At 69.0% G+C, this 18,275-nt stretch carries 19 protein-coding genes and 1 pseudogene; 13 read left to right on the top strand and 7 right to left on the bottom strand.

Translation table 11 applies throughout. From position 1 onward, the window contains the following. Positions 1-9 precede the first annotated feature (9 nt). From AB0N73_RS02855 to AB0N73_RS02845, 3 genes are all read right to left on the bottom strand, one after another. Positions 10-684: a hypothetical protein gene (locus tag AB0N73_RS02855; RefSeq protein WP_363560153.1), complete on the bottom strand. Its 675-nt coding sequence runs from the start codon at positions 682-684 to the stop codon at positions 10-12. An 83-nt stretch (positions 685-767) separates the two neighbouring features. Further along, the gene (locus AB0N73_RS02850; protein ID WP_363560307.1) at positions 768-1,229 is read right to left on the bottom strand and encodes a DUF3237 domain-containing protein; all 462 of its coding nucleotides are present in this window, start codon (positions 1,227-1,229) and stop codon (positions 768-770) included. 171 nt (positions 1,230-1,400) lie between these two features. Continuing rightward, on the bottom strand, positions 1,401-2,129 hold the full coding sequence (locus tag AB0N73_RS02845; RefSeq protein ID WP_363560151.1) for a GAF and ANTAR domain-containing protein: 729 nt from the start codon (positions 2,127-2,129) through the stop codon (positions 1,401-1,403). A gap of 221 nt (positions 2,130-2,350) precedes the next feature. On the opposite strand from AB0N73_RS02845, the gene AB0N73_RS02840 reads away from it, so the two are divergent. From AB0N73_RS02840 to AB0N73_RS02795, 10 genes are all read left to right on the top strand, one after another. Then, positions 2,351-3,529: an acyl-CoA desaturase gene (locus tag AB0N73_RS02840; protein ID WP_363560149.1), complete on the top strand. Its 1,179-nt coding sequence runs from the start codon at positions 2,351-2,353 to the stop codon at positions 3,527-3,529. A gap of 20 nt (positions 3,530-3,549) precedes the next feature. Further along, positions 3,550-3,717 carry a hypothetical protein gene (locus tag AB0N73_RS02835; RefSeq protein WP_363560147.1) on the top strand — a complete coding sequence of 56 codons (168 nt, stop codon included), beginning with the start codon at positions 3,550-3,552 and terminating at the stop codon, positions 3,715-3,717. 63 nt (positions 3,718-3,780) lie between these two features. Further along, a complete protein-coding gene (locus tag AB0N73_RS02830; protein ID WP_363560145.1) occupies positions 3,781-3,963 on the top strand; it encodes a hypothetical protein in 183 nt (60 codons plus the stop codon). A gap of 59 nt (positions 3,964-4,022) precedes the next feature. Then, a complete protein-coding gene (locus AB0N73_RS02825) occupies positions 4,023-4,865 on the top strand; it encodes an alpha/beta hydrolase (protein ID WP_363560143.1) in 843 nt (280 codons plus the stop codon). After that, on the top strand, positions 4,858-5,439 hold the full coding sequence (locus AB0N73_RS02820; protein ID WP_363560141.1) for a TetR-like C-terminal domain-containing protein: 582 nt from the start codon (positions 4,858-4,860) through the stop codon (positions 5,437-5,439). The genes AB0N73_RS02825 and AB0N73_RS02820 overlap by 8 nt, the downstream gene beginning before the upstream one ends. Before the next feature lie 279 nt (positions 5,440-5,718). Next, positions 5,719-6,234 carry a sigma-70 family RNA polymerase sigma factor gene (locus AB0N73_RS02815; protein WP_363560139.1) on the top strand — a complete coding sequence of 172 codons (516 nt, stop codon included), beginning with the start codon at positions 5,719-5,721 and terminating at the stop codon, positions 6,232-6,234. Beyond that, on the top strand, positions 6,215-7,222 hold the full coding sequence (locus AB0N73_RS02810) for a hypothetical protein (protein WP_363560137.1): 1,008 nt from the start codon (positions 6,215-6,217) through the stop codon (positions 7,220-7,222). Before AB0N73_RS02815 ends, AB0N73_RS02810 begins: the two co-directional genes overlap by 20 nt. Beyond that, positions 7,215-7,703, top strand: coding sequence for a peptidase inhibitor family I36 protein (locus AB0N73_RS02805; RefSeq protein WP_363560135.1), 489 nt, complete (start codon positions 7,215-7,217; stop codon positions 7,701-7,703). Before AB0N73_RS02810 ends, AB0N73_RS02805 begins: the two co-directional genes overlap by 8 nt. Positions 7,704-7,973: 270 nt before the next feature. Beyond that, on the top strand, positions 7,974-8,264 hold the full coding sequence (locus AB0N73_RS02800) for a helix-turn-helix transcriptional regulator (RefSeq protein ID WP_363560133.1): 291 nt from the start codon (positions 7,974-7,976) through the stop codon (positions 8,262-8,264). Beyond that, entirely contained in the window at positions 8,261-9,124 is an 864-nt protein-coding gene (locus AB0N73_RS02795; protein WP_363560131.1) for a hypothetical protein, read from the top strand. The genes AB0N73_RS02800 and AB0N73_RS02795 overlap by 4 nt, the downstream gene beginning before the upstream one ends. Here the strand turns inward: AB0N73_RS02795 and AB0N73_RS02790 are convergent. Then, positions 9,121-9,831: a hypothetical protein gene (locus tag AB0N73_RS02790; RefSeq protein ID WP_363560129.1), complete on the bottom strand. Its 711-nt coding sequence runs from the start codon at positions 9,829-9,831 to the stop codon at positions 9,121-9,123. The two genes, AB0N73_RS02795 and AB0N73_RS02790, sit on opposite strands and share 4 nt — an antisense overlap. A 101-nt stretch (positions 9,832-9,932) precedes the next feature. On the opposite strand from AB0N73_RS02790, the pseudogene AB0N73_RS02785 reads away from it, so the two are divergent. Then, positions 9,933-10,736, top strand: a pseudogene (locus AB0N73_RS02785) (manganese catalase family protein); the annotation flags it as partial. A gap of 159 nt (positions 10,737-10,895) precedes the next feature. Continuing rightward, on the top strand, positions 10,896-12,203 hold the full coding sequence (locus tag AB0N73_RS02780) for a hypothetical protein (RefSeq protein WP_363560127.1): 1,308 nt from the start codon (positions 10,896-10,898) through the stop codon (positions 12,201-12,203). Between the two features lie 38 nt (positions 12,204-12,241). On the opposite strand, the gene AB0N73_RS02775 is transcribed toward AB0N73_RS02780, so the two are convergent. Beyond that, a complete protein-coding gene (locus AB0N73_RS02775; RefSeq protein WP_363560125.1) occupies positions 12,242-12,880 on the bottom strand; it encodes a ThuA domain-containing protein in 639 nt (212 codons plus the stop codon). Next, positions 12,877-13,947, bottom strand: a complete 1,071-nt coding sequence (locus tag AB0N73_RS02770) for a substrate-binding domain-containing protein (protein WP_363560123.1) — start codon at positions 13,945-13,947, stop codon at positions 12,877-12,879. Before AB0N73_RS02770 ends, AB0N73_RS02775 begins: the two co-directional genes overlap by 4 nt. 182 nt (positions 13,948-14,129) lie before the next feature. Here AB0N73_RS02770 and AB0N73_RS02765 point away from each other — a divergent pair, with 182 nt between their 5' ends. Then, positions 14,130-16,985, top strand: a complete 2,856-nt coding sequence (locus tag AB0N73_RS02765) for a glycoside hydrolase family 9 protein (protein ID WP_363560121.1) — start codon at positions 14,130-14,132, stop codon at positions 16,983-16,985. Between the two features lie 53 nt (positions 16,986-17,038). On the opposite strand, the gene AB0N73_RS02760 is transcribed toward AB0N73_RS02765, so the two are convergent. Further along, positions 17,039-18,079 carry a hydroxyacid dehydrogenase gene (locus tag AB0N73_RS02760; RefSeq protein WP_363560119.1) on the bottom strand — a complete coding sequence of 347 codons (1,041 nt, stop codon included), beginning with the start codon at positions 18,077-18,079 and terminating at the stop codon, positions 17,039-17,041. Positions 18,080-18,275: the final 196 nt, after the last annotated feature.

Here is an 18,275-nt window from a genome sequence, read left to right as displayed (position 1 = left end):
CGGCGCTCGTCAGACCCCGGCGCCGCCCACGAGTTCACGCATGACCGCCGGCTCGCCCTCGGCGGCGCGGTAGCGCTCCATACGAGCGGCGTTCGCGTCGTACCCCGCCCCCGCGCGCACCTCGGGTGCGTGATGCAGCGCGTAGACCCGGCCCTCGTGGCGCCGGGGTTCGGAACCCAGCAACGTCTGATGGGCGAGGAACCATGCGGCGTCCTCGAAGCCCCATCCACGGAAGCTCTCGTCCTGCCCGCCGTGCGCCCACCACGCGGCGGGGCTCGTCACGTACACGCCGGAGCACGCGCCGATCACGAGCTGCTCGTAATCGCAGTCGGCGAGCGCCGTGCCGCGGGCGTGCTGCGCGGATCCGGTCTCGCCCAGCCAGCGGTACTCGGTGTACGGCAGGTGCACGACCCCGCTCGTGCGGGCGTCGGCGATCGCCTGTCGGAGCGGGCCGATCTCGGGCAGAGTATCGGCGTCAGCGAGCACGACGATCGCGTCGGCGGGCGCGGAGCGGACGGCATCATTGCGGCACGCGGCGAGCACGAAAACGTCGTCGCCCGTGTCGATCGTCCGCAGCCGCGCCTCGGGAAGATGGGTCCGGTACCAGTCCCACACCCGCTCGAAGGGCTCCTGTCGCGACGGCGCGGGCCGCCACGGGATGACGACGTCGACGGTCGCGCTCATCTGTCTCCTACGGGGGTCGAATCGCGCCCGATCGGGGCGCCCATCGACGAGGGTACCCGCACGATGGCGGGTGTCGCGCCGCGTCAGGTCACGCGATATGCGACGTACCGCACACGGTCGGCTTCCCGAACGCAGGACGCCACGTAGAGGTACTGCTCCAGCTCGGGGTGAGACGCGGATTCGATCGTCACCGAGGTGCGGAAGTAATAGTCGGCGGGATCGGTGTCGCGCCCCGCCAGCAAGCCCGCGAGAATCGCGGGAGCCCCGCTCCGCACCCCGGAGACCCGCAGGTAGACCAGGCTGCCGTCGGCCGCCCTCGCGGTGTAACGCCCGTCGACCTCGATCGCGCCGTCGGGCCGTACGAGCTGCCAGTCCGCGCCGCCGGGAAGGATCTCACCGTCGAACGCCCCCGAGATCGTGCCGCCGATGATCGGCACGACGCGGCGGTGGCCCGCACGGGTGGACCCGTGGTCTTCGAGCGGCCCGAGCTCCACCGACACGACGAAGGCGGGCTCGAGCCCGGGGACGGGAGGCGTGTACGTCATCGTGACCACACGGGCAACTCTAGGCGCGTTCCCCGTCGCCGCCGCGTCGAACGCCGGCTCCGGTGCCGGGATGGCGGGCGCAGCGCGGGTGCTGATCCACGCGGTCAGAGGAACACGACTCGAATGTGCCTTGATCGGCATATGGCAGACGGCGCCCGCGAAGGCGAGCCTCTAGCGGGGCCCCGCGAGAGTCTCCAGGTCCAGCTCGTCGCGGGTGACCGCCACGGCGACGTCGCTCAGCCGCATCTGGTGAGTCCGCGCGTACCGTCGGAGGAGCTCGCGGGCGGTGTCGATGTCGATGTCGAGGGCACGTGCGACGTAGCCCTTCGCCTGCTCGATCGGCACCTTGGTGTCGAGGGCCCGTTGGAGTTGGGAGGCGGCGACTGTCGCCGTCTCGAGGCTGCGTTGCTGGAGCACGCTGATCGTCGCCACATCCGCGAGAGCCTGCGCGGCACGCGCGTCGATCCCGTTCAGCGCCCCTTCCGTCTCGCGGAACAGATTGAGCGATCCGATCACGTCGTCGCGCAAGCGCAGCGGGATGGCGTGGACCCCGAGGTAGCCGCGTTGCGTGGAGACGGCGGCGAAACGCGGCCAGCGCCGGATGAGTTCTTCGCTGTCCTGCGACGTGACCAACTCGCCGGTCGTGACCGCCGTGATGCAGGGGCCTTCACCGGCGTCGAGCTGGAGGAGCCCGATGAACTCGCTGCGCTCGCTCGTGGATGCCGCGACCTCGAGCTCTCCGCGTGCGTTCACGAGATGGATCGCTCCCGCAGCGGCATCGAACAGTTCCACGGAACGGTCGACGAGGGTCTGCAGCACGTCCAGCACGTCGAAATCGACGACCAGGTTGTCGGTCAGGCTCACCAATGTGTCGAGCAGTCGCTCCTCGCGGGTCTCCATGACGTGTCCTCGCTCCTCCCAGTAAAACGAACACAAATGTAACGGCCCCATCCGTCGCTCCGGTTACGGCGGCGGGGCGCGAGCGCTCCGAGCGGCGGCGTCGGACACGCCGCGCGCCGGTCGAGTTGCAGGGGCCGTTGAACCGCTCTAGCGTGGTTCCAGCTTCCCCTGACCCTGGTAGCCGGACCGTGTCACCGATCCGTCGATGCCCAGGGGAGCCTATGAGCACGCAGCCGCATACATCCGCCGAGTCCGCCGTGCACCCGGATGCAGACGGAACCCTCGCCACCGGCACGAGGACTGCCCCCGGCCATGACCGCACGACCGGGCCCCGCCCTCGCGGCACGGGCGCAGGAGTCACATCCACGTACTCCGAGCTGCTCGCGCAAGTGAAGGATGCGGGCCTTCTCCGCCGCCGTCTCGGCTTCTACGGGGCCCTCTTCGTCGGCCTCCTCCTCGCGATGGCCGCCTGCTGGGTCGCCTTCGCCTTCCTCGGCGATTCCTGGCTCCAACTCCTCGTCGCTGCGGCACTCGGGGCGGTGTTGACCCAGTTCGCCTTCCTCGCGCACGAGGCGGCGCACCGGCAGGTGTTCGAATCCCGCGCATGGAACGATCGCGCGGGGCTTTACATCGCGGCGTTCCTCGTGGGGCTGAGCTATTCGTGGTGGATGAACAAGCACAACCGCCACCACGGCAACCCGAACACGATCGGCAAGGATCCCGATATCGAGCCCGACACCATCGTCTTCATCCCCGAGGACGCCGCGCGGGCGCGTGGTCCCGTGCGATGGGTGATCCGACGCCAGGGATGGCTGTTCTTCCCCCTGCTCACCCTCGAGGGCATCAATCTGCACCGTCACGCAGTGGTCGCGATCGTGCGCGGCGCCGGGGGCAAGCCCGACCCGCGCGGCCGGGTGCTCGAAGGCGCTCTGCTGATCGCCCGGTTCGGCATCTACCTGACCGTCCTGTTCTGCTTCTTGCCGCTCGGACTGGCCTTCGCCTTCCTCGGCGTGCAGCTGGCCGTGTTCGGCGTCCTGATGGGCGCATCCTTCGCCCCGAACCACAAGGGGATGCCCACCATCGCCCCCGACGCGAAGGTCGATTTCCTGTCCCGTCAGGTGCTCACCTCCCGGAACATCCGCGGCGGACGGTGGGTCTCCCCCCTCATGGGCGGTCTGAACTACCAGATCGAGCACCACCTGTTCCCCTCGATGCCTCGCCCCGCGCTCCGGCAGGCGCGTCTGCTCGTGCGCGCCCATTGCGCGAAGGTCGGCGTGCCGTACACCGAGACGACACTGCTGCGCTCCTACGGCATCGTCATCCGCTATCTGAACCGGGTGGGCCTCTCGGCGCGGGACCCGTTCGTCTGCCCTCTCGTCGCCGATCTCCGCATCCACTGACCCCCGTGAAGGAAATCACCGTGAAAACCATCGTCGTTCTCCTCGTCCTGTGGGCGATCCTGGCCATCGTCGGATTCGCCCTGGAGGGTCTTCTCTGGCTCGGGATCATCGGCATCGTCCTCATCGTCGGAACCGTCGCCTTCGGGCTGATCCGCCGCCGCGGGAAATCATCAGCAGCTCGCCGGTGAACGAGGAGGTGCCACCGGCATCTCGCCCGCACCGCGACGACGCGTCCCTCGGACGGCGGGCCCATGCACGCCTCCGTTGAGAAGGCGATCGCGGATGCCCTTCGCGACGATCCACGAACGACGGTCGTGTACACGAACGCCGTCACCACGGACTCGTACTACGTCGCCCGTCGCGCCGGTGGCACCTTGGTCTACGTCAACCCCGTGCACCGGGTCGATGTCGAGGACGGCGACCGCGGAGGTTGACAGGCGTGGCTAATCCCGTTAGCTTTTGGCTAAGAGCATTAGCCGACGGAGGAGACACCATGACCGAGTATCTGAAGATCGACGCGGGACGCATCGCGTACGACGTGACAGGCGAGGGACCCCTCGTCGTCCTCGCGCACGGCATGGGCGACAGCCGGCACTCCTACCGTTTCGTCGTTCCGGCGCTGGTCGCCGCCGGATACCGGGTCGCCAACATGGACATCCGCGGATGCGGCGAGTCCAGCGCCGAGTGGCCGGGCTACAGCCGCACCGACATCGTCGCGCTGGTGCGCCATCTCGGCGCTCCTGCGGTGCTCGTCGGCCAGTCGATCAGCGGCGGCGCGGTCACGATCGCCGCCGCCACGGCACCCGAGCTGATCTCGGGCATCGTCGAGCTCGCCCCGTTCACCCGCGCGCAGTCGTTCGATCTCGGCGGACTCCTCCGCGTGAAAGCACACCGCGCCGGCACCATGCGCCTGGCCAAGGTCATGCTGAGCGGGAGCCTCGACGCCTGGATGTCCTATCTCGACCTGGCGATCCCGTCGAAGCCCGCCGACTGGGCGCACGAGAGCGCCCGCATCCGGACGACCATGGCGCGACCTGAGCGCATGGCGGCGCTGCGCGCGATGACGAAGACGACCCCGGCGGACGCCGGCGCGCAGCTCGCCCGCGTCGCGTGCCCCGTGCTCATCATCGAAGGGAGCGCCGATCCCGACTGGGCCGACCCGCCCGCCGAGGCCGAGCGCATCGTCGCCGATCTTCCCGCCGGCATCGGCGAGATCGCGGTGATCGACGGCGCCGGACACTACCCTCATACCGAGACGCCGGCCGAGGTCGTCGCCCTGGCGCTGCCCTTCCTGCAGAAGACCCTGAACCCCGCCGACGGAGGCCCCCATGCCTAGAGCCGGACTCGACCCGGCGACCGTCACGGAGACGGGCGCAGACCTCGCCGACGAGATCGGCTTCGCGCAGCTCAGCATGAGCGTCGTCGCCGAGCGACTCGGCGTGAAGACGCCCTCGCTGTACAAGCACGTCGACGGACTCGCCGACCTGTCGCATCGCATCGCCATCCTCGCGGCGACCGAGGTGGGCGAGGCGCTCGGCACCGCGGTCGACGGTGCTACCGGTCGCGAGGCGCTCGACGGCGCCGCGCGCGCACTGCGGGCGTATGTCGTGCAGCACCCCGGGCGCTACGCCGCCACCGTCAGCGCCCGACCCACGGGCCCTGACGACGCGCTCATCCCGGCACGGGACCGCGTGCTCACCGCGCTCTCCGGCGCTCTCGCCGACTACGACCTCGACCCGGCAGACGAGATCCACGCCCTCCGGATGCTGCGCAGCGTTCTGCACGGCTTCGCCACGCTCGAAGCGGCCGACAGCTTCCAGATGAACACCGACATCGACGAGAGCTTCACCTGGGTCATCACGTTCCTCGACCAGGGGCTTCGCGGGCGCGGCAGTGCCCGGCCGGTGTGACCGCGGCCGAGCACTGTGTCGCGAAGCCTTGCGACGTGAGAGGCCCGTAACGACCCCACCCCCGGGGTCGTACCCGATCCATCCAGGGCGAGTCCCCGCAACCCGCTCCCGAGTGCCTCTCGAAAGGCCAGTGGACGCTCGCGCCGATTCCTTACACCGCTCGATGAAAATTCTTCGGAGAATCCGGGTGTAAGGATTTTGCCTCTGCGTCCATAACCTGGGTGAGAGCGGTCCCGCGACGCGGATGAGGCCGTGGGATGGCGGAGGGGGCGAGCAGACGTGCCGAAGCGGACGTTCGATGCGCTCTTCGGTGCCCACTACCTGCGCGTGCTGCGGTACGCCGAGCGGCGCATCGCCGACCAGCAGGTGGCCGAGGACGTCGCCGCCGACACGTTCGAGCTCGCGTGGCAGCGGATCAGCGCCGAGGGCGCGGAGATCGACCTGCCCTGGCTGTACCAGACCGCCGCCTTCAAGCTGCGCGACCAGTACCGCCGGAACTCCCGGCGCCGTGAGGCCGTCACCGCACTGGAGCGGTTCGCCGAGGAAGCGCCGGACGCGCTCAGCGCGCTCGACAGGCTGGCCCTCGTCGAGGCGCTCCGCTCACTCGGCGACCGGGATCGCGAGGTGCTGATGCTTACGTACTGGGACGGGCTGTCGGCCGCCGAGGTGGGCGCCGTGGTCGGCACGACACCGAACGCCGTGTGGGCGACGCTCAGCCGGGCGCGCACCAAGCTCAAGGCCCAGCTCGACGCCGACATCAGGGCAGGAGGAAGACATGTCACTCACGGACGATGACCTGGGTCGCCGGCTGCGCGCCGCCGACCCGGCACGCACACCCCACGACGCACCGCTCACCGCCTCCCACCTCGCCCTCCGCGACCGCATCACCACCACGGGACGGGCACCGGCGGAGACGACGCCGACCCCGCACCGGGGGCGCTGGCCGCTGTTCGCGCTCCCCGCCGCGGCCGCCATGATCGTCGCCCTCTTCCTCGCGTGGACGCTGCTGCCGTCGAACACGCCGCCGGCCGCGGCGGCACTCACCCCCGATCCGCTCGTCTACACATCGACGCCGTCGACGCTGGAGGAGGTCGTCCGCATGTCGCAGGAGAAGCTCGCCGCCGGAACATCACCCGCCACCACGGCCGAACGCGGCGCATCGTGGACCGGCTGGTATCTGCACATCGACAACGCCGACGTCGCCACCTCGGCTCTCATCCGGCCGCAGGATGTGATCTGCGTGTGGAACGCGGATGGCAGCGGCACGATCACGACTCTCGCCGGAACGCCCTACTGGGCCGAGGACAACACCGTCGCCCTCGACACCCGCGAAGCCCCCGAACCGGGCAGCGTGATCTCCACCCTTCCGTTCGACGCCGCACAGGCACCGGCGGCCGACCCGCAGGGCGACACCCCGGCCGACATGCGCACTCTGCTCACGTCGTTCGGGCTCCCCGACGGCGCTTCCGGCGGCGACGTGATCGAGAACACCCGCGCCGCCCTGAGCTGGTGGAACCTGACCGATGCCCAGCACGGCGCACTGCTGTCGCTGCTGATCGAAACGGAGGATGCGACCGTCCTCGGCACGACGACCGACCGGGCAGGACGCCCCGTCATAGGCATCGCCGGCACCCCGAGCGCCGACGCGCAGACCCGCCACATCCTGCTCGTCTCGACGCAGACCGGCCGCATCGTCGGAGTCGAGACCACCCGCACCGAAGCCCTTCCGCCGATTCCGGCGGGAGCCGTCGTCTCGTACACACTCTGGGGAACCGATGAGTAAGCGCGCACGTCTGCACACGATCCTCGGCACCGTCGTGCTGCTGGTGCTGTCCGCCCTCGGGGTGTCCGGCCCGGCCGTCGCCGCGGACCGCGCCGATGACGACTCCGCGGACATCATCGCCTACGCGCTCGAGGCAGAGCCCGGCGGGATCGTGCTGAGCGACAACCTCGTCTACTGGCCGCGACTCACGATGACCCTCACGGTCGACACCGAGCGCGGCGCGGAGCTCCGCGCGGTCGGCTCCTGCCCGTCGGGACTCTACTGCGCCTACAGCGGCCAGAACCTCACCGGGTCGCGGCTGTCGTGGACGGCCTGCGGTGTGCAGAGCACCGCCGCCCTGTCGGTCGTGCGCTCGATCGCGAACGCGCGACTCGTCGGCGTCGTGCAGGCCCGCAACGGCACCTCGGTGCTCGCGTCGGCGTCATCCAACGCCTGGACGAACGTCGGCGGCACCACGACGAACCTGAACTGCCTCAACTGACTTGGGTGCGGCGATAGAGGGTACCTCCGGTCGCCCCGAACGGCGAGGGGCAGGCGGGATCGGCGTTTCGCGCGCAGGCTCGCCTCCCATCCCCGAGCACCACATGAGCGTCCTCCTCGACCCTCACGGCCCGTTCGCGGCCGCCGGTCAAGGAGTAGAACGTATTGACACGAACGACGACCAGAAGGGCGCCGAGCCGCCCTACACACCACCCCCAGAAGGGCTATACCCGGACGTTCGGCTTGAAGTGCGAGCGGAGCAATCTTTCTTGTGAGCACCGCAGCAGAACAGCAGTCCCGCAAGGCGGCCCTTTTACTTGGGAAACGACTGCGTGTGCTCCGGCAGCGACAAGGCAAGTCGCAGGAGGCCATTGCGATCGCAGCCGGCATCTCTACTCAGACATACGCTGCGCTGGAGCGTGGCTGCAAGCCGTCCGGGACTGACTCGAACCCCACACTGAAAACCGTTCTTCGAGTGCTCCCAGCTCTCGGAATCGATCCGGTGGAGGCGATTCTGTACACCACTCGCGCCCCGTCCGCCAGCCATTCCGTTGACTGGTGAAAGGCGCATTCTGCCACCAAGCTCATCGCAAGGTGTACAGCATTCAGGTAGCGCGAGCAAAGGAGCACATTATGTGGGGGAGAAAGTTCAGGGCGGCGGGAGCCATATCAATAGTCACTGCACTACTGCTGGTTCCTGCCGTACCGGCCACAGCATCGGAGCTCGCCGAAGACGGGAGTTCGTGCGCTTCTGAAGCCGCGTCAGTAGCGGAATCTGCCGGCGCGAGCGGCGGTTACGACTTCGTGTGCGCGCCCGGCGTCATCTCCGTCGAGATCCCCTCCGAAGACGGCTCCACACTTACCAAAACTGAGGAAGTTCCAATCGTCGAAGCGCTGCCTTCGGCTCAGCTGAGGTCCGACTACTGCGGACTGAACGCCCCCGAGACCCGCACTATCGTTAGCGAACTCCAGGTCAACATCGATTTCTGCGTCATCTACGGCCAGAATGGCGATCCGCTGAACGGATCCTGGTCTCGCTCACTCAAGGTGGAATGGACGTCCTACCCGGGGTACCCCTCAACCAACAACCGGCTCCGGACGATTTCAACGTTTGCTAGCAACGGTCAGGTGACCCTTTGGGGCAGCATCCATTCGCAGCGCCAGAACGGCGGATTTCCGCCGTCAACCCTCACGAGCGCCTTGCTTGAGCTCCGCAACGGATTGCCCGTTGCGGGGTGGGAAATGTACGGCACCAACTCGAACGGCACCTTCGCAATCCGCATCGAGGACTTCGAGATCACGGATATCGACTATGGGTTCAACGCGCCGGTGAACATGCTCCCCTCGTTCACGCCGCGGTTCGTGTGTCATAACGACACCGAACGGTGCTTCTTCCCGAACGGAGACGAAGCACCCGTCTAAGACCTGAGATACAGGCTCGGTGCATCTTTGATGCCCCCGAACTCCAGCAGGAGGTCGGGGGCATCAAAGCGCACCGCAACCCCTCTCAGCCGGTCAATGGTCAGCTCAGCTCCATAGCCGTTCCAATCGCCCTGCCCTTCGAGAGCAACAACGAACTGCGTCTCGTGCACGGAGACGGCAGCCATCCGGAACCGATCAGCACGACGGCCCCAGATAGGCAGCGTCAGCGGAAAAGCCAACTGCAACGCATCTGGCGCATACGGCAAGTCATATGGGTGACGCTCGACAACATGCCCGGCGAACACCGTTCGACGAGTCTGATCGTCATAGGACCAGACCTCACCGCTCTGAGAATCCACAGCCGTGTAGGAAGAGTGCCGAGGATCAGCGTGAACCCGGACCAGGCTCTCCTCACCACTGACCTTCCGCTTCACGACCGCGTCGCACTCGAACGGCCGAACCGTCCGCCAATCCGACAGCAACGCAACCACGTTCATGAGATCGATCACCGCCACAGTGCGCCTCCACTCATTGATCTCGTGTGCAGCTACCCATCCTGCCGTCACGATCACCAGGCTATTGCCAAGCCTGTCCGATGCGCCCTCCACTCCACCCCCGAAGGGTCTCACCCGGATCTGCGCCAGGACCGCGGCTGCGGTCTGAGCGGTGCCGCGGGCAGTCACCAACCCCAGTTCGGAGATCTGCATCACGTTCAGTGGGATGATCCATTCCGCACGAGCGCGGTCTCGCCCTCCGCCCCCGGCGGACCGATCAGCCGCCGTAAGCGCGCCAGTTTCCTTTACAGGAGCGCGGTGCTTCGGCGAAGCCCTACAAGGACCTCATCCAGGGCATCGGCACCGAGGAGATCTCGCACGTCGAGCTGATCGGTACGACGATCTCGCGCCTGCTCGACGGCTCACCCCGCTACAACGGCAAGCCCGGCGATCCGGTCGACGCCCCGGGGGCGGGCGGCGCGACGCCGCTGACGATCGCCGTCGACCATGGCAACATCCACCACTATCTCGTCGGCGCGCAGGGTGCCCTGCCGGTGGATGCCGTGGGCAACCCCTGGTCGGGGAGCTACGTCTACAACTCGGGCAACCTCGTGCTCGATCTGCTCTACAACCTCATGCTCGAGTCCACCGGCCGCCTGCAGAAGTGCCGCCTGTACGAGATGACCGACAACACGATGGCGCGCGGCACGATCGCGTACCTCATCGTGCGCGATCAGGCGCATGAGAACGCCTACGCGAAGGCGCTCGAGACGCTCGGCGTCAACTGGCGCACGTCGCTGCCGATCCCGAAGACCAACGCCGACTCGTTCCCCGAGGTCGCGCGGCTGCTGGAGCTCGGGCTGCAGAGCAAGCAGTACTCGTTCGACCTCGGCAACCAGTCGGAGGCCGGTCGCATCTTCCAGGGCATGTCGCCCTCGAACGACGGCACCGACCTCGACGCCAGCGAGCAGGCCCCCGCGGGCTCGCCGATGACGATCTCGCCGGAACGACCCGAGGAGTTCTCGCCCGGCGCCGACGCCGACCTGCGCGAGCTCATCGAGGCGACGGCCGCCATGGAGATGGCCGACATCGACGCGACGTTCGGCCGGATGCCGTAGCGATACGGCCGTCGCGCAGCGCGGCCGCATCGGATTCTTTCCTTGGCGGGACGCCGCTCAGCGGCGTATGCTCGGAATCGGCACGGTGATAATGCGTATTATCACCGTGCCGCGCGGATCACAGTCGCTCCGCGCCCGCTTCAGGAAAGGCACGATGACGTGACGAAACTGCAGTCCACCGCTTCCCCCCGCCGACGGCGCCCGCTCGTGGCCGCCGCGGTCGCTCTGCTCGCCGCGGCGCTGGCGCTCCCCACGAGTGCCAGCGCGCTGGAGCCTCTGCCGGACTTCACCTACGGGGCCGAGCTGACCGTGCCCGAGGACCTCGCGTTCAATCCGACCAACGAGTTCATCTTCCCGAGCGTCTTCCATGCCGGCGAGCATCTCGCCGACCCTCTAGCCGAGTGGTACCTGTACTACGCGCCGCACAACGATCCGGGCGGCATCGCCCTCATGTACGCGGACTCGCTGGACGGTCCGTGGACGGAGTACGCGGGCAATCCGATCATCGAAGCCGTCTGGTCCCCGCACTACACCGCGAACCACGTCTCGAGCCCGGACGCGATCTGGAACGCCCAGGAGCAGCAGATGTTCCTCTACTACCACGGGCGGAACGACACCACCCGCTACGCGACGACCACCGACGGGGTCACCTTCACCTATGGCGGCGTCGCGGTCGACACCACCATGCTCGGGGCGACTTCGCGCGAGGCGTCCTACGGACGCGTCTTCACGCATCCCGACCCCGCATCGGCCTACGCGTACGGGATGTTCTTCATGGAGAACACCACGGCCAATTCACGACGCATCCGGCTCGCCGAGTCGGTCGACGGCCGCTCGTGGACCGTGCGCCCGACCCCGATCGTCACGCCGTCGAACGGCGACGGCGGCAACGTGTCGGCCGCGAACCTCTGGCAATGGGATGGGCAGTGGTACGTGATCTACCACAACTCCACGGGCAACATCATGGCCCGGACGGTCGATGAGACCCTCACCACGGTGGGCCCCGCCACCCGGCTCCACTCCTCCAGCGGCGTCGCTCCCGACACCGGGCGGGTGGCCGCCCCCGAGATCGTCACCGAGGGCGACACGACCTACCTCTTCTACGAGGGCGGCGGGCGGCTCGGAGCCACGATCGCCTACGCCACCGCCGTCACCGGGCCGACGACTCCGCCGCCCTTTGCGCTCGCCGTGACGACCTCCGCCACCACCGGCTGCGCGGCGGGCGCCGCGACCCTCGCGGTGACCGTGCGCAACGACTCGACGGCCGCCAACGACATCCGCGTCACGTCGTCACTGGGCGAGCGGAAGTTCACCGGGGTCGCGGCGGGTGCGAGCAGAACGGCCACGTTCACGGCGCCGGGAGCGACGCTCGCCGCAGGCAGCGCGTCCGTCAAGGCGTTCGCCCGCGTCGACGGCGTCGCGCACGAGCAGACGTGGCCGGTGAGCCACACCGCACGCTCGTGCTGACCCACGGGCGCGTGCCCTCTCGGGGGTGCGCGCCCGCCTCAGCGCGCGGCGGCCCAGCGCGCCAGACGGCGGAGCAGCTCACGCACGGCGGGCGCGTCGTACGCCTCGACGTCGTGCCCCAGCGCGTCGTAGGCGGCACGTCGGCCGTCGCGCTCGACGGCCCAGGCGACCGGATGCGTCTCACCGGCGTGCTCCTGCGTGTAGAAGACGCGAGCGTCCTCGGCCAGCCGCAACCACGAGTAGGCCTCATCCACGGTTCGGATCGACGCGAGCCCCTCGGTGATCGGGTCGGCTTCGGCCGCCCTCAGCTCCAGCGGTCCACGCGCGGGATGCATCGTGGTGCCCCGCACCCAACGCCCGCCGAGCCGTCGCTCCCACTCGGGATGCTCCGGCAGCAGCGTGGCGGCGACATGAAGCACGAGCAACGCCCCCGGGAACTGGGCGATCAGGTCGCTCAGGCGTGCGTCCAGGGGATGCGGCTGCGGCCCGCCGCCGGCGTTGACCACCAGCAGGTCGGCGCCGGCGAGCCTCGACGCGAGCACGTCGATCCGGTCGACCGTCTCGACGTCGAACCCGTCGTCGCGGAGCACCTCGGCGACGACGGCGCTGGTGTCGGCGAACGGATGCCAGGGGTCGACGTAGTCCCCTCCCCCGGAGAAGAGGACGACCCCGCTCACGCGGGCGCCGCGGTCGACGCGCGCAGGACGAGTCGAGGCTCGACGTGCAGCTGAAGCGGCGGCTCGGCACTTGGCTCGCGGATCAGATCGATCAGCATGCGGGTGGCGAGCGCCCCCACGCGCCGGCGATCCGGAGCCACCGCGGAGATGGGCGGGTCGGCATGGGCCGACACGTCGTCGTCGTAGGCCACGATCGAGAGCTGCTCGGGCACCGCGATCCCGCGCGAGCGCGCGTTCTGCAGGAGCCCGAACAGCGAGTTCTCGTCGCCGTGGCAGAACAGCGCGGTCGCGCCGGTGCGCTCCACCGCATCCATGACGATGTCGGCGCCGCCGCGCTCCCACCGCGGTCCCGCCCCGAGCTCGTCGGGGCCGAGGATGCTGCTCTCGGGGTCGAGCCCGAGCCGCTCCAGTGCGTCGCTCCATCCGCGGCGCACGAACTCGGCGCTCTGCGAGCTGCCCCGGCTGACCATCAGGAGCCGACGATGACCGAGCCCCGCCAGGTGCTGCAACGCCGCGAAAACCCCGCGCTCATGGGCCGAGCGCACCGACGAGACAGATCCGAGACCGCCGCCGGGGGTCTCGCGCTCGACGAAGACGACGGGGATCTCGAGCTGCTCGAGCTTCTCGAGGAAGCCCGGGGGCGCGACACGTTCCGAGACCGTCGGAACCCACAGCAGCCCGGCCACACCGCCCGCGACGAGCTCGTCGATCAGCCGGTACTCCTCGTCGAGGTCGTACTCGGAGATCGCGAGCTTCATCTCGCCACCGTCGGAGAGCACGTCGTCGATGCCCTCCACCACGAAGCGGTAGTAGTACGAGGTGGGCATGACGACGCCGATCGTGCCCGTGAACGCCTTCGTCGGCGCGCGGCCGGGCAGAGGCCGGTCGGCACGGAGCACGGCGCCGCCGCGCACCTTCTCGAGGATCTGCTCGGCGACCAGGGAGTCCAGGTCGCGGCGGATCGTCACGTGCGAGACACCCAGATCGCCGACGAGCGAGGTGATCCTCACCGCACCGTCCTGCTGCGCGCGACTCAGTATTCGCGCGCGACGCTCGGCAGCGAGCATGGCAGTCCCCCTCCGCAGCGGATGTCGACGTTCAGCTTAATCTCGGCGCCCGGTTGTGATCCGGTCGAGATGAAGATGAGCGCTTTATTTAAGTTTCGTTCTATATCTTGCCATTTCTTTCTATCCACGTCGATACTGACACGCGTCGACGGCGACGATGCCGCGGCACCGAAGGAGGAGTCATGGCTCGACGAAGAGCAACATCCATCTGGACCGCGACGGCAGTCGCGACCACCGTCGCCGTGGGCGGGGCGGTGATCGCCGCGCCCCCGGCCGCCGCCGCGACGATCGAGCGCGTCACGGTCAGCCAGGCGGGGTACAGCGCGTCCGGGCACAAGGTGGGATCGGTCATCACCGACGGCGCCCTGCCCGGATCGACATCGTGCCGCATCCTGCAGGGCCAGACGGTGGTGGTGCCGTCCTGCTCCCTGCTCGACCGGGGGACGACCTGGGGCGATCGGGTCTACGTCGTCGACTTCAGCACGCTGACGACCGTCGCCGACGACTACGCGCTCGAGGTGGGCGGGGTCCTGTCCCCGCGCTTCTCGGTGACCGAGAACGTCTGGGCCGGATATCTCGACGAGATGACGGCGTTCTACCGCCTGCAGCGCTCCGGCGTCGCGACCTCCGACGCCTACCCCGCGGGCTACAGCAGCATCGCGCCGTCCGACAAGATCTTCCACGGTCCTGGGCACCTCGACGACGCCGCATCCGCCGACGGGACGGTGCACTACGACCTCACGGGCGGCTGGTACGACGCGGGCGACTACGGCACCTACGGCGGCAACCAGTGGGTGGGCGGCAACATCGCGATCACCTACCTGCGCTACGGCGACAACGCCGCGGTGGCCTTCGACAACGACGACAACGGCGTCCCCGACCTCGTCGACGAGGCCCGGTTCGGCAGCGAGTACCTGCTGCGCATGCTGGCCGCGTTCGACGGCGCCTTCTGGGACGTCAAGGGCAGCGGCGGCTTCCAGCACCCCGACGCCCACACCGACGGCATCGTGGGGACGGGCGATGACCGTCGGATCTCGGGCTACGGTGTCGGCGGCTCGGCGAAGGCGGCCGGCTCGTTGGCGGCCACCGCGCGCGCGGTCGAGAAGGCCATCGCCGACGGCCGCGTCCCCGCCGCCGACCTCGGCGAGTGGCAGGCGTTCGCCGCCGAGGCCGAGGCGGGTGCCGTGGCGTTCTACGAGTACGTCGACGCCCACCGCAACGACCCGATCGGCGGCTACTCCACCACGCGGGGCGGGATCGCGAACTCCCTGCTGTTCGCCGAGGTGCAGCTGCATCTGCTCACCGGCGACACCGCGTACCGCACCTCGGCGGAGGCCACGATCGCAGCGACCGAGTACTCGATCCTCTCCAACACCAACTACTGGGACATGGGCCCGCTGTCGATGGCCGAGCTCTATCCGGTCGCCACGGCCGGCGGCAAGACCAACATCCAGCGCTACCTCAAGAAGCAGCTGGACTACATCCTGTCCACGACCGACGACACCCCCTACGGAGTCGTCAACCAGTTCAAGAACTTCGGCGTCAACGAGCCCCACGTCTCGTACGTCGCCGACGCGATGCGCTACTACGAGCTGTTCGGCGACCAGCGCGCGCTCAAGGCCGTGCAGCGCGGTCTCTACTGGGTCTTCGGCAACAACCCGTGGGGCACGAGCTGGGTGTCCGGGGTGGGCGAGAACTCGGTGAAGTACCTCCACACCCGACTGGACGAGGAGGCCCAGAGCCAGACCGGCACCGGCGTGATCCTCCCCGGTGCGCTCGTCAGCGGCCCCAACGCCAAGGACCCGCTCGACGTCCGCAGCGCCAGCCCCTGGTACCAGGACCGGCCGGTGTGGCAGGACAGCGGGCAGCAGTGGCGGTACAACGAGTACAGCGTCAGCATCCAGACCGGCTTGTTCTCGGCGCTGTTCGGACTGACGGCGATCGGTGATGCGGCGTGGTCCGCGGGGACCCCGCCGACCACGCTGACGGTGACCTCGCCGCAGATCGGGGACCAGGTCACGGGCGACGTGACGGTGTTCGCGCAGAGCGGCTCGTCGCTGACCCAGCACGCCCTGGGGCCGGACTGGACGCCGATGACCGCCGCCGGCGGGGTGTCGACCGGCACGCTGAACGTCGATGCCCTCGCCCCGTTCACGACCGCGCGGATCGATGTCCGCGGCACGCAAGCCAGCGGGGCGCAGTCCTACTCGTCGACGCACTACACGGTGGCACCGCCGCTGCCGAGCCCCGACAGTCCGCTGCTCTACGACGGATTCGGCCGCGACGGCGTGTTCGGGATGCAGGGCTACACCTGGGTGAACTGGTACAACAACCACGCAGGCGTGGGCTCGGCCGTGAACACGACGGTCGACGGCCGCACGGTCGCACGGCTCTTCCAGAACCCCGCCTCGGCGATGTCGCAGGCGAAGTTCCAGCCGTGGCACCATTCCGTGGACGCGAGCGGCTACCGCTACCTGACCGTGACGATGCGCACTCCCTCGCCCAACCTCCGATTGCGCATCGAGGTGTCTGACGCGGACTCGAACCACCGCGTGACGGGCAACACGCCGATCGCGGTCTCTGGGGAGTGGACGACGTACTCGTTCGATCTGGCGCAGTTCGCCGGGCTCGACCGTTCGCAGGCGAAGCTGGTGTTCTGGCTGCAGCAGACCGCCGACACCGACGGCGAGCTGCTGGTCGACGAGGTGAGCTTCACCAACCAGGCCGCCGGCACTGCGCCGACCCTGTCGGCGATCTCGCACACCTCGGGATCGCTCACCACGGGCACCGACGTCACCGTGCAGGCCACCTACACGGACGCCGACGGCGAGGCTCCGCACGCGGTCGAGCTGGTGCTCGACGGTGTGATCCACCGGATGACCGCCGTCGACCCGTCCGACACGGACGTCACGGACGGCGCGGTCTACGCCGTCACGCGGCGGTGGGTGAAGGGCGTGCACACCTACGACGTGCGCACGACCGACACGACCTCGAGCGTCGTGACCTCGCCGGCGGTGACCGGAGTGGTCGTCGGATGACCGCGGGCGCGGGGGCGGGCCGTCTCGGCGGTCCGTCCCCGCGCGCGCCGGGATCAGGCGATGATGCCCAGAGACGCGCCGTCGACGCGGTGCCGCGGCGACCGGCCGTGCACGAGGGCATCCAGATCGTCCAGCGCCGAGTCGGCCAGTCGCCGGGTCTCGGCATGCATCGCGCCGGCGATGTGCGGGCTGAGGACGATGCCGGGCGTATCGAACAACGGCGAGTCCGGCCCCAGCGGCTCGGGCTCCGTCACATCCAGGACGGCACGCAGCAGCCCCGCACGGCACCGCGCCATGAGCGCGTCGGTGTCGATGAGCGAGCCTCGGGCGGTGTTGATCAGCACGGCGTGCGGGCGCAGCATCCCCAGTCGCCGCGCATCGAGCAGGTGATGAGTCTCGGGCAGCTCGGGCGCGTGGATCGTGACCACGTCGCTGGCCCGCAGCAGATCGTCGAGGTCGGTCAGGCGAGCCCCCACGGATGCGGCGACGGCGGGGTCCGCGTGCGGATCGGCCGCCAGGACGCGCAGGTCGAACGGGCGCAGCAACTCCGCCACGCGCCGGCCGACCCGCGAGAGACCCACGATCCCCACGGTGCCGCCGAAGGTGACGGCCGGCGGGATGGCGTCGCGCCAGGCGCCCGCCACCTCGCGCGAGCGGGCGTAGCCCTCGATGTACGCGGGGGCGCGCTTGGCTTCCAACAGGATCGTGGCGAGGGTGAACTCCGCGACGGGGATGGCGTTCGCATCGGCCGCGCTGGTGACCACGACGCCCCGATCCCAGAATGCGGGCGCGACGAGGTGCTTGACCGAGCCGCCGGTGTGGAGCACCCCGCGCAGCCGCGGCGCGGCATCCAGCACGTCCGCGCCCAGCGATGGCCCGCCCCATCCCGTGATCAGGTACTCGGCGTCGGCGAGGCGTCGACGCGCGTCGGCGGTGTCGAGCGCGTCGAGCCGCAGCGGGTCGTCGATGCGCACCAGAGCGCGAAGGCGCGCGAGGCGGGACTCGTCGAACAGGTCGGCGAACGCGCGCGCTCCCATGAGCAGCACCGCGGAGGGCGGGCGTGCGGCGGTGTCGTCGCTGACAGATGCGGCCATGCCGATGAGCGAACCACACTTCGGCATTACTTCACAAGTTTTAAACATCCGATTTCTAACTTGATCGAATTGCTTGCGTTTTGTTTCGAGCGTCCGCATACTGGGCGCAGCACACGACGGAGTGAGCCCGGGGTTCCGGTTTCCGCATCCGTCGGCTATCCACGCGACCGCCACCTGCGGTCGCGACCGAACGGAG

It is taken from the genome of Microbacterium sp. NPDC089189 (assembly GCF_040685095.1).
Lineage (GTDB): Bacteria > Actinomycetota > Actinomycetes > Actinomycetales > Microbacteriaceae > Microbacterium.
This window is presented reverse-complemented; position numbering and strand designations above follow the sequence as displayed.

Excerpts from the sequence above, each read along its gene's own strand:
- AB0N73_RS02770 (WP_363560123.1), bottom strand. The coding sequence starts at position 13,947 with ATGCTCGCTGCCGAGCGTCGCGCGCGAATACTGAGTCGCGCGCAGCAG.
- AB0N73_RS02850 (WP_363560307.1), bottom strand. The coding sequence starts at position 1,229 with ATGACGTACACGCCTCCCGTCCCCGGGCTCGAGCCCGCCTTCGTCGTG.
- AB0N73_RS02790 (WP_363560129.1), bottom strand. The coding sequence starts at position 9,831 with ATGCAGATCTCCGAACTGGGGTTGGTGACTGCCCGCGGCACCGCTCAG.
- AB0N73_RS02810 (WP_363560137.1), top strand. The coding sequence starts at position 6,215 with ATGTCACTCACGGACGATGACCTGGGTCGCCGGCTGCGCGCCGCCGAC.
- AB0N73_RS02805 (WP_363560135.1), top strand. The coding sequence starts at position 7,215 with ATGAGTAAGCGCGCACGTCTGCACACGATCCTCGGCACCGTCGTGCTG.
- AB0N73_RS02830 (WP_363560145.1), top strand. The coding sequence starts at position 3,781 with ATGCACGCCTCCGTTGAGAAGGCGATCGCGGATGCCCTTCGCGACGAT.
- AB0N73_RS02840 (WP_363560149.1), top strand. The coding sequence starts at position 2,351 with ATGAGCACGCAGCCGCATACATCCGCCGAGTCCGCCGTGCACCCGGAT.
- AB0N73_RS02855 (WP_363560153.1), bottom strand. The coding sequence starts at position 684 with ATGAGCGCGACCGTCGACGTCGTCATCCCGTGGCGGCCCGCGCCGTCG.
- AB0N73_RS02760 (WP_363560119.1), bottom strand. The coding sequence starts at position 18,079 with ATGGCCGCATCTGTCAGCGACGACACCGCCGCACGCCCGCCCTCCGCG.
- AB0N73_RS02845 (WP_363560151.1), bottom strand. The coding sequence starts at position 2,129 with ATGGAGACCCGCGAGGAGCGACTGCTCGACACATTGGTGAGCCTGACC.
- AB0N73_RS02820 (WP_363560141.1), top strand. The coding sequence starts at position 4,858 with ATGCCTAGAGCCGGACTCGACCCGGCGACCGTCACGGAGACGGGCGCA.
- AB0N73_RS02825 (WP_363560143.1), top strand. The coding sequence starts at position 4,023 with ATGACCGAGTATCTGAAGATCGACGCGGGACGCATCGCGTACGACGTG.
- AB0N73_RS02765 (WP_363560121.1), top strand. The coding sequence starts at position 14,130 with ATGGCTCGACGAAGAGCAACATCCATCTGGACCGCGACGGCAGTCGCG.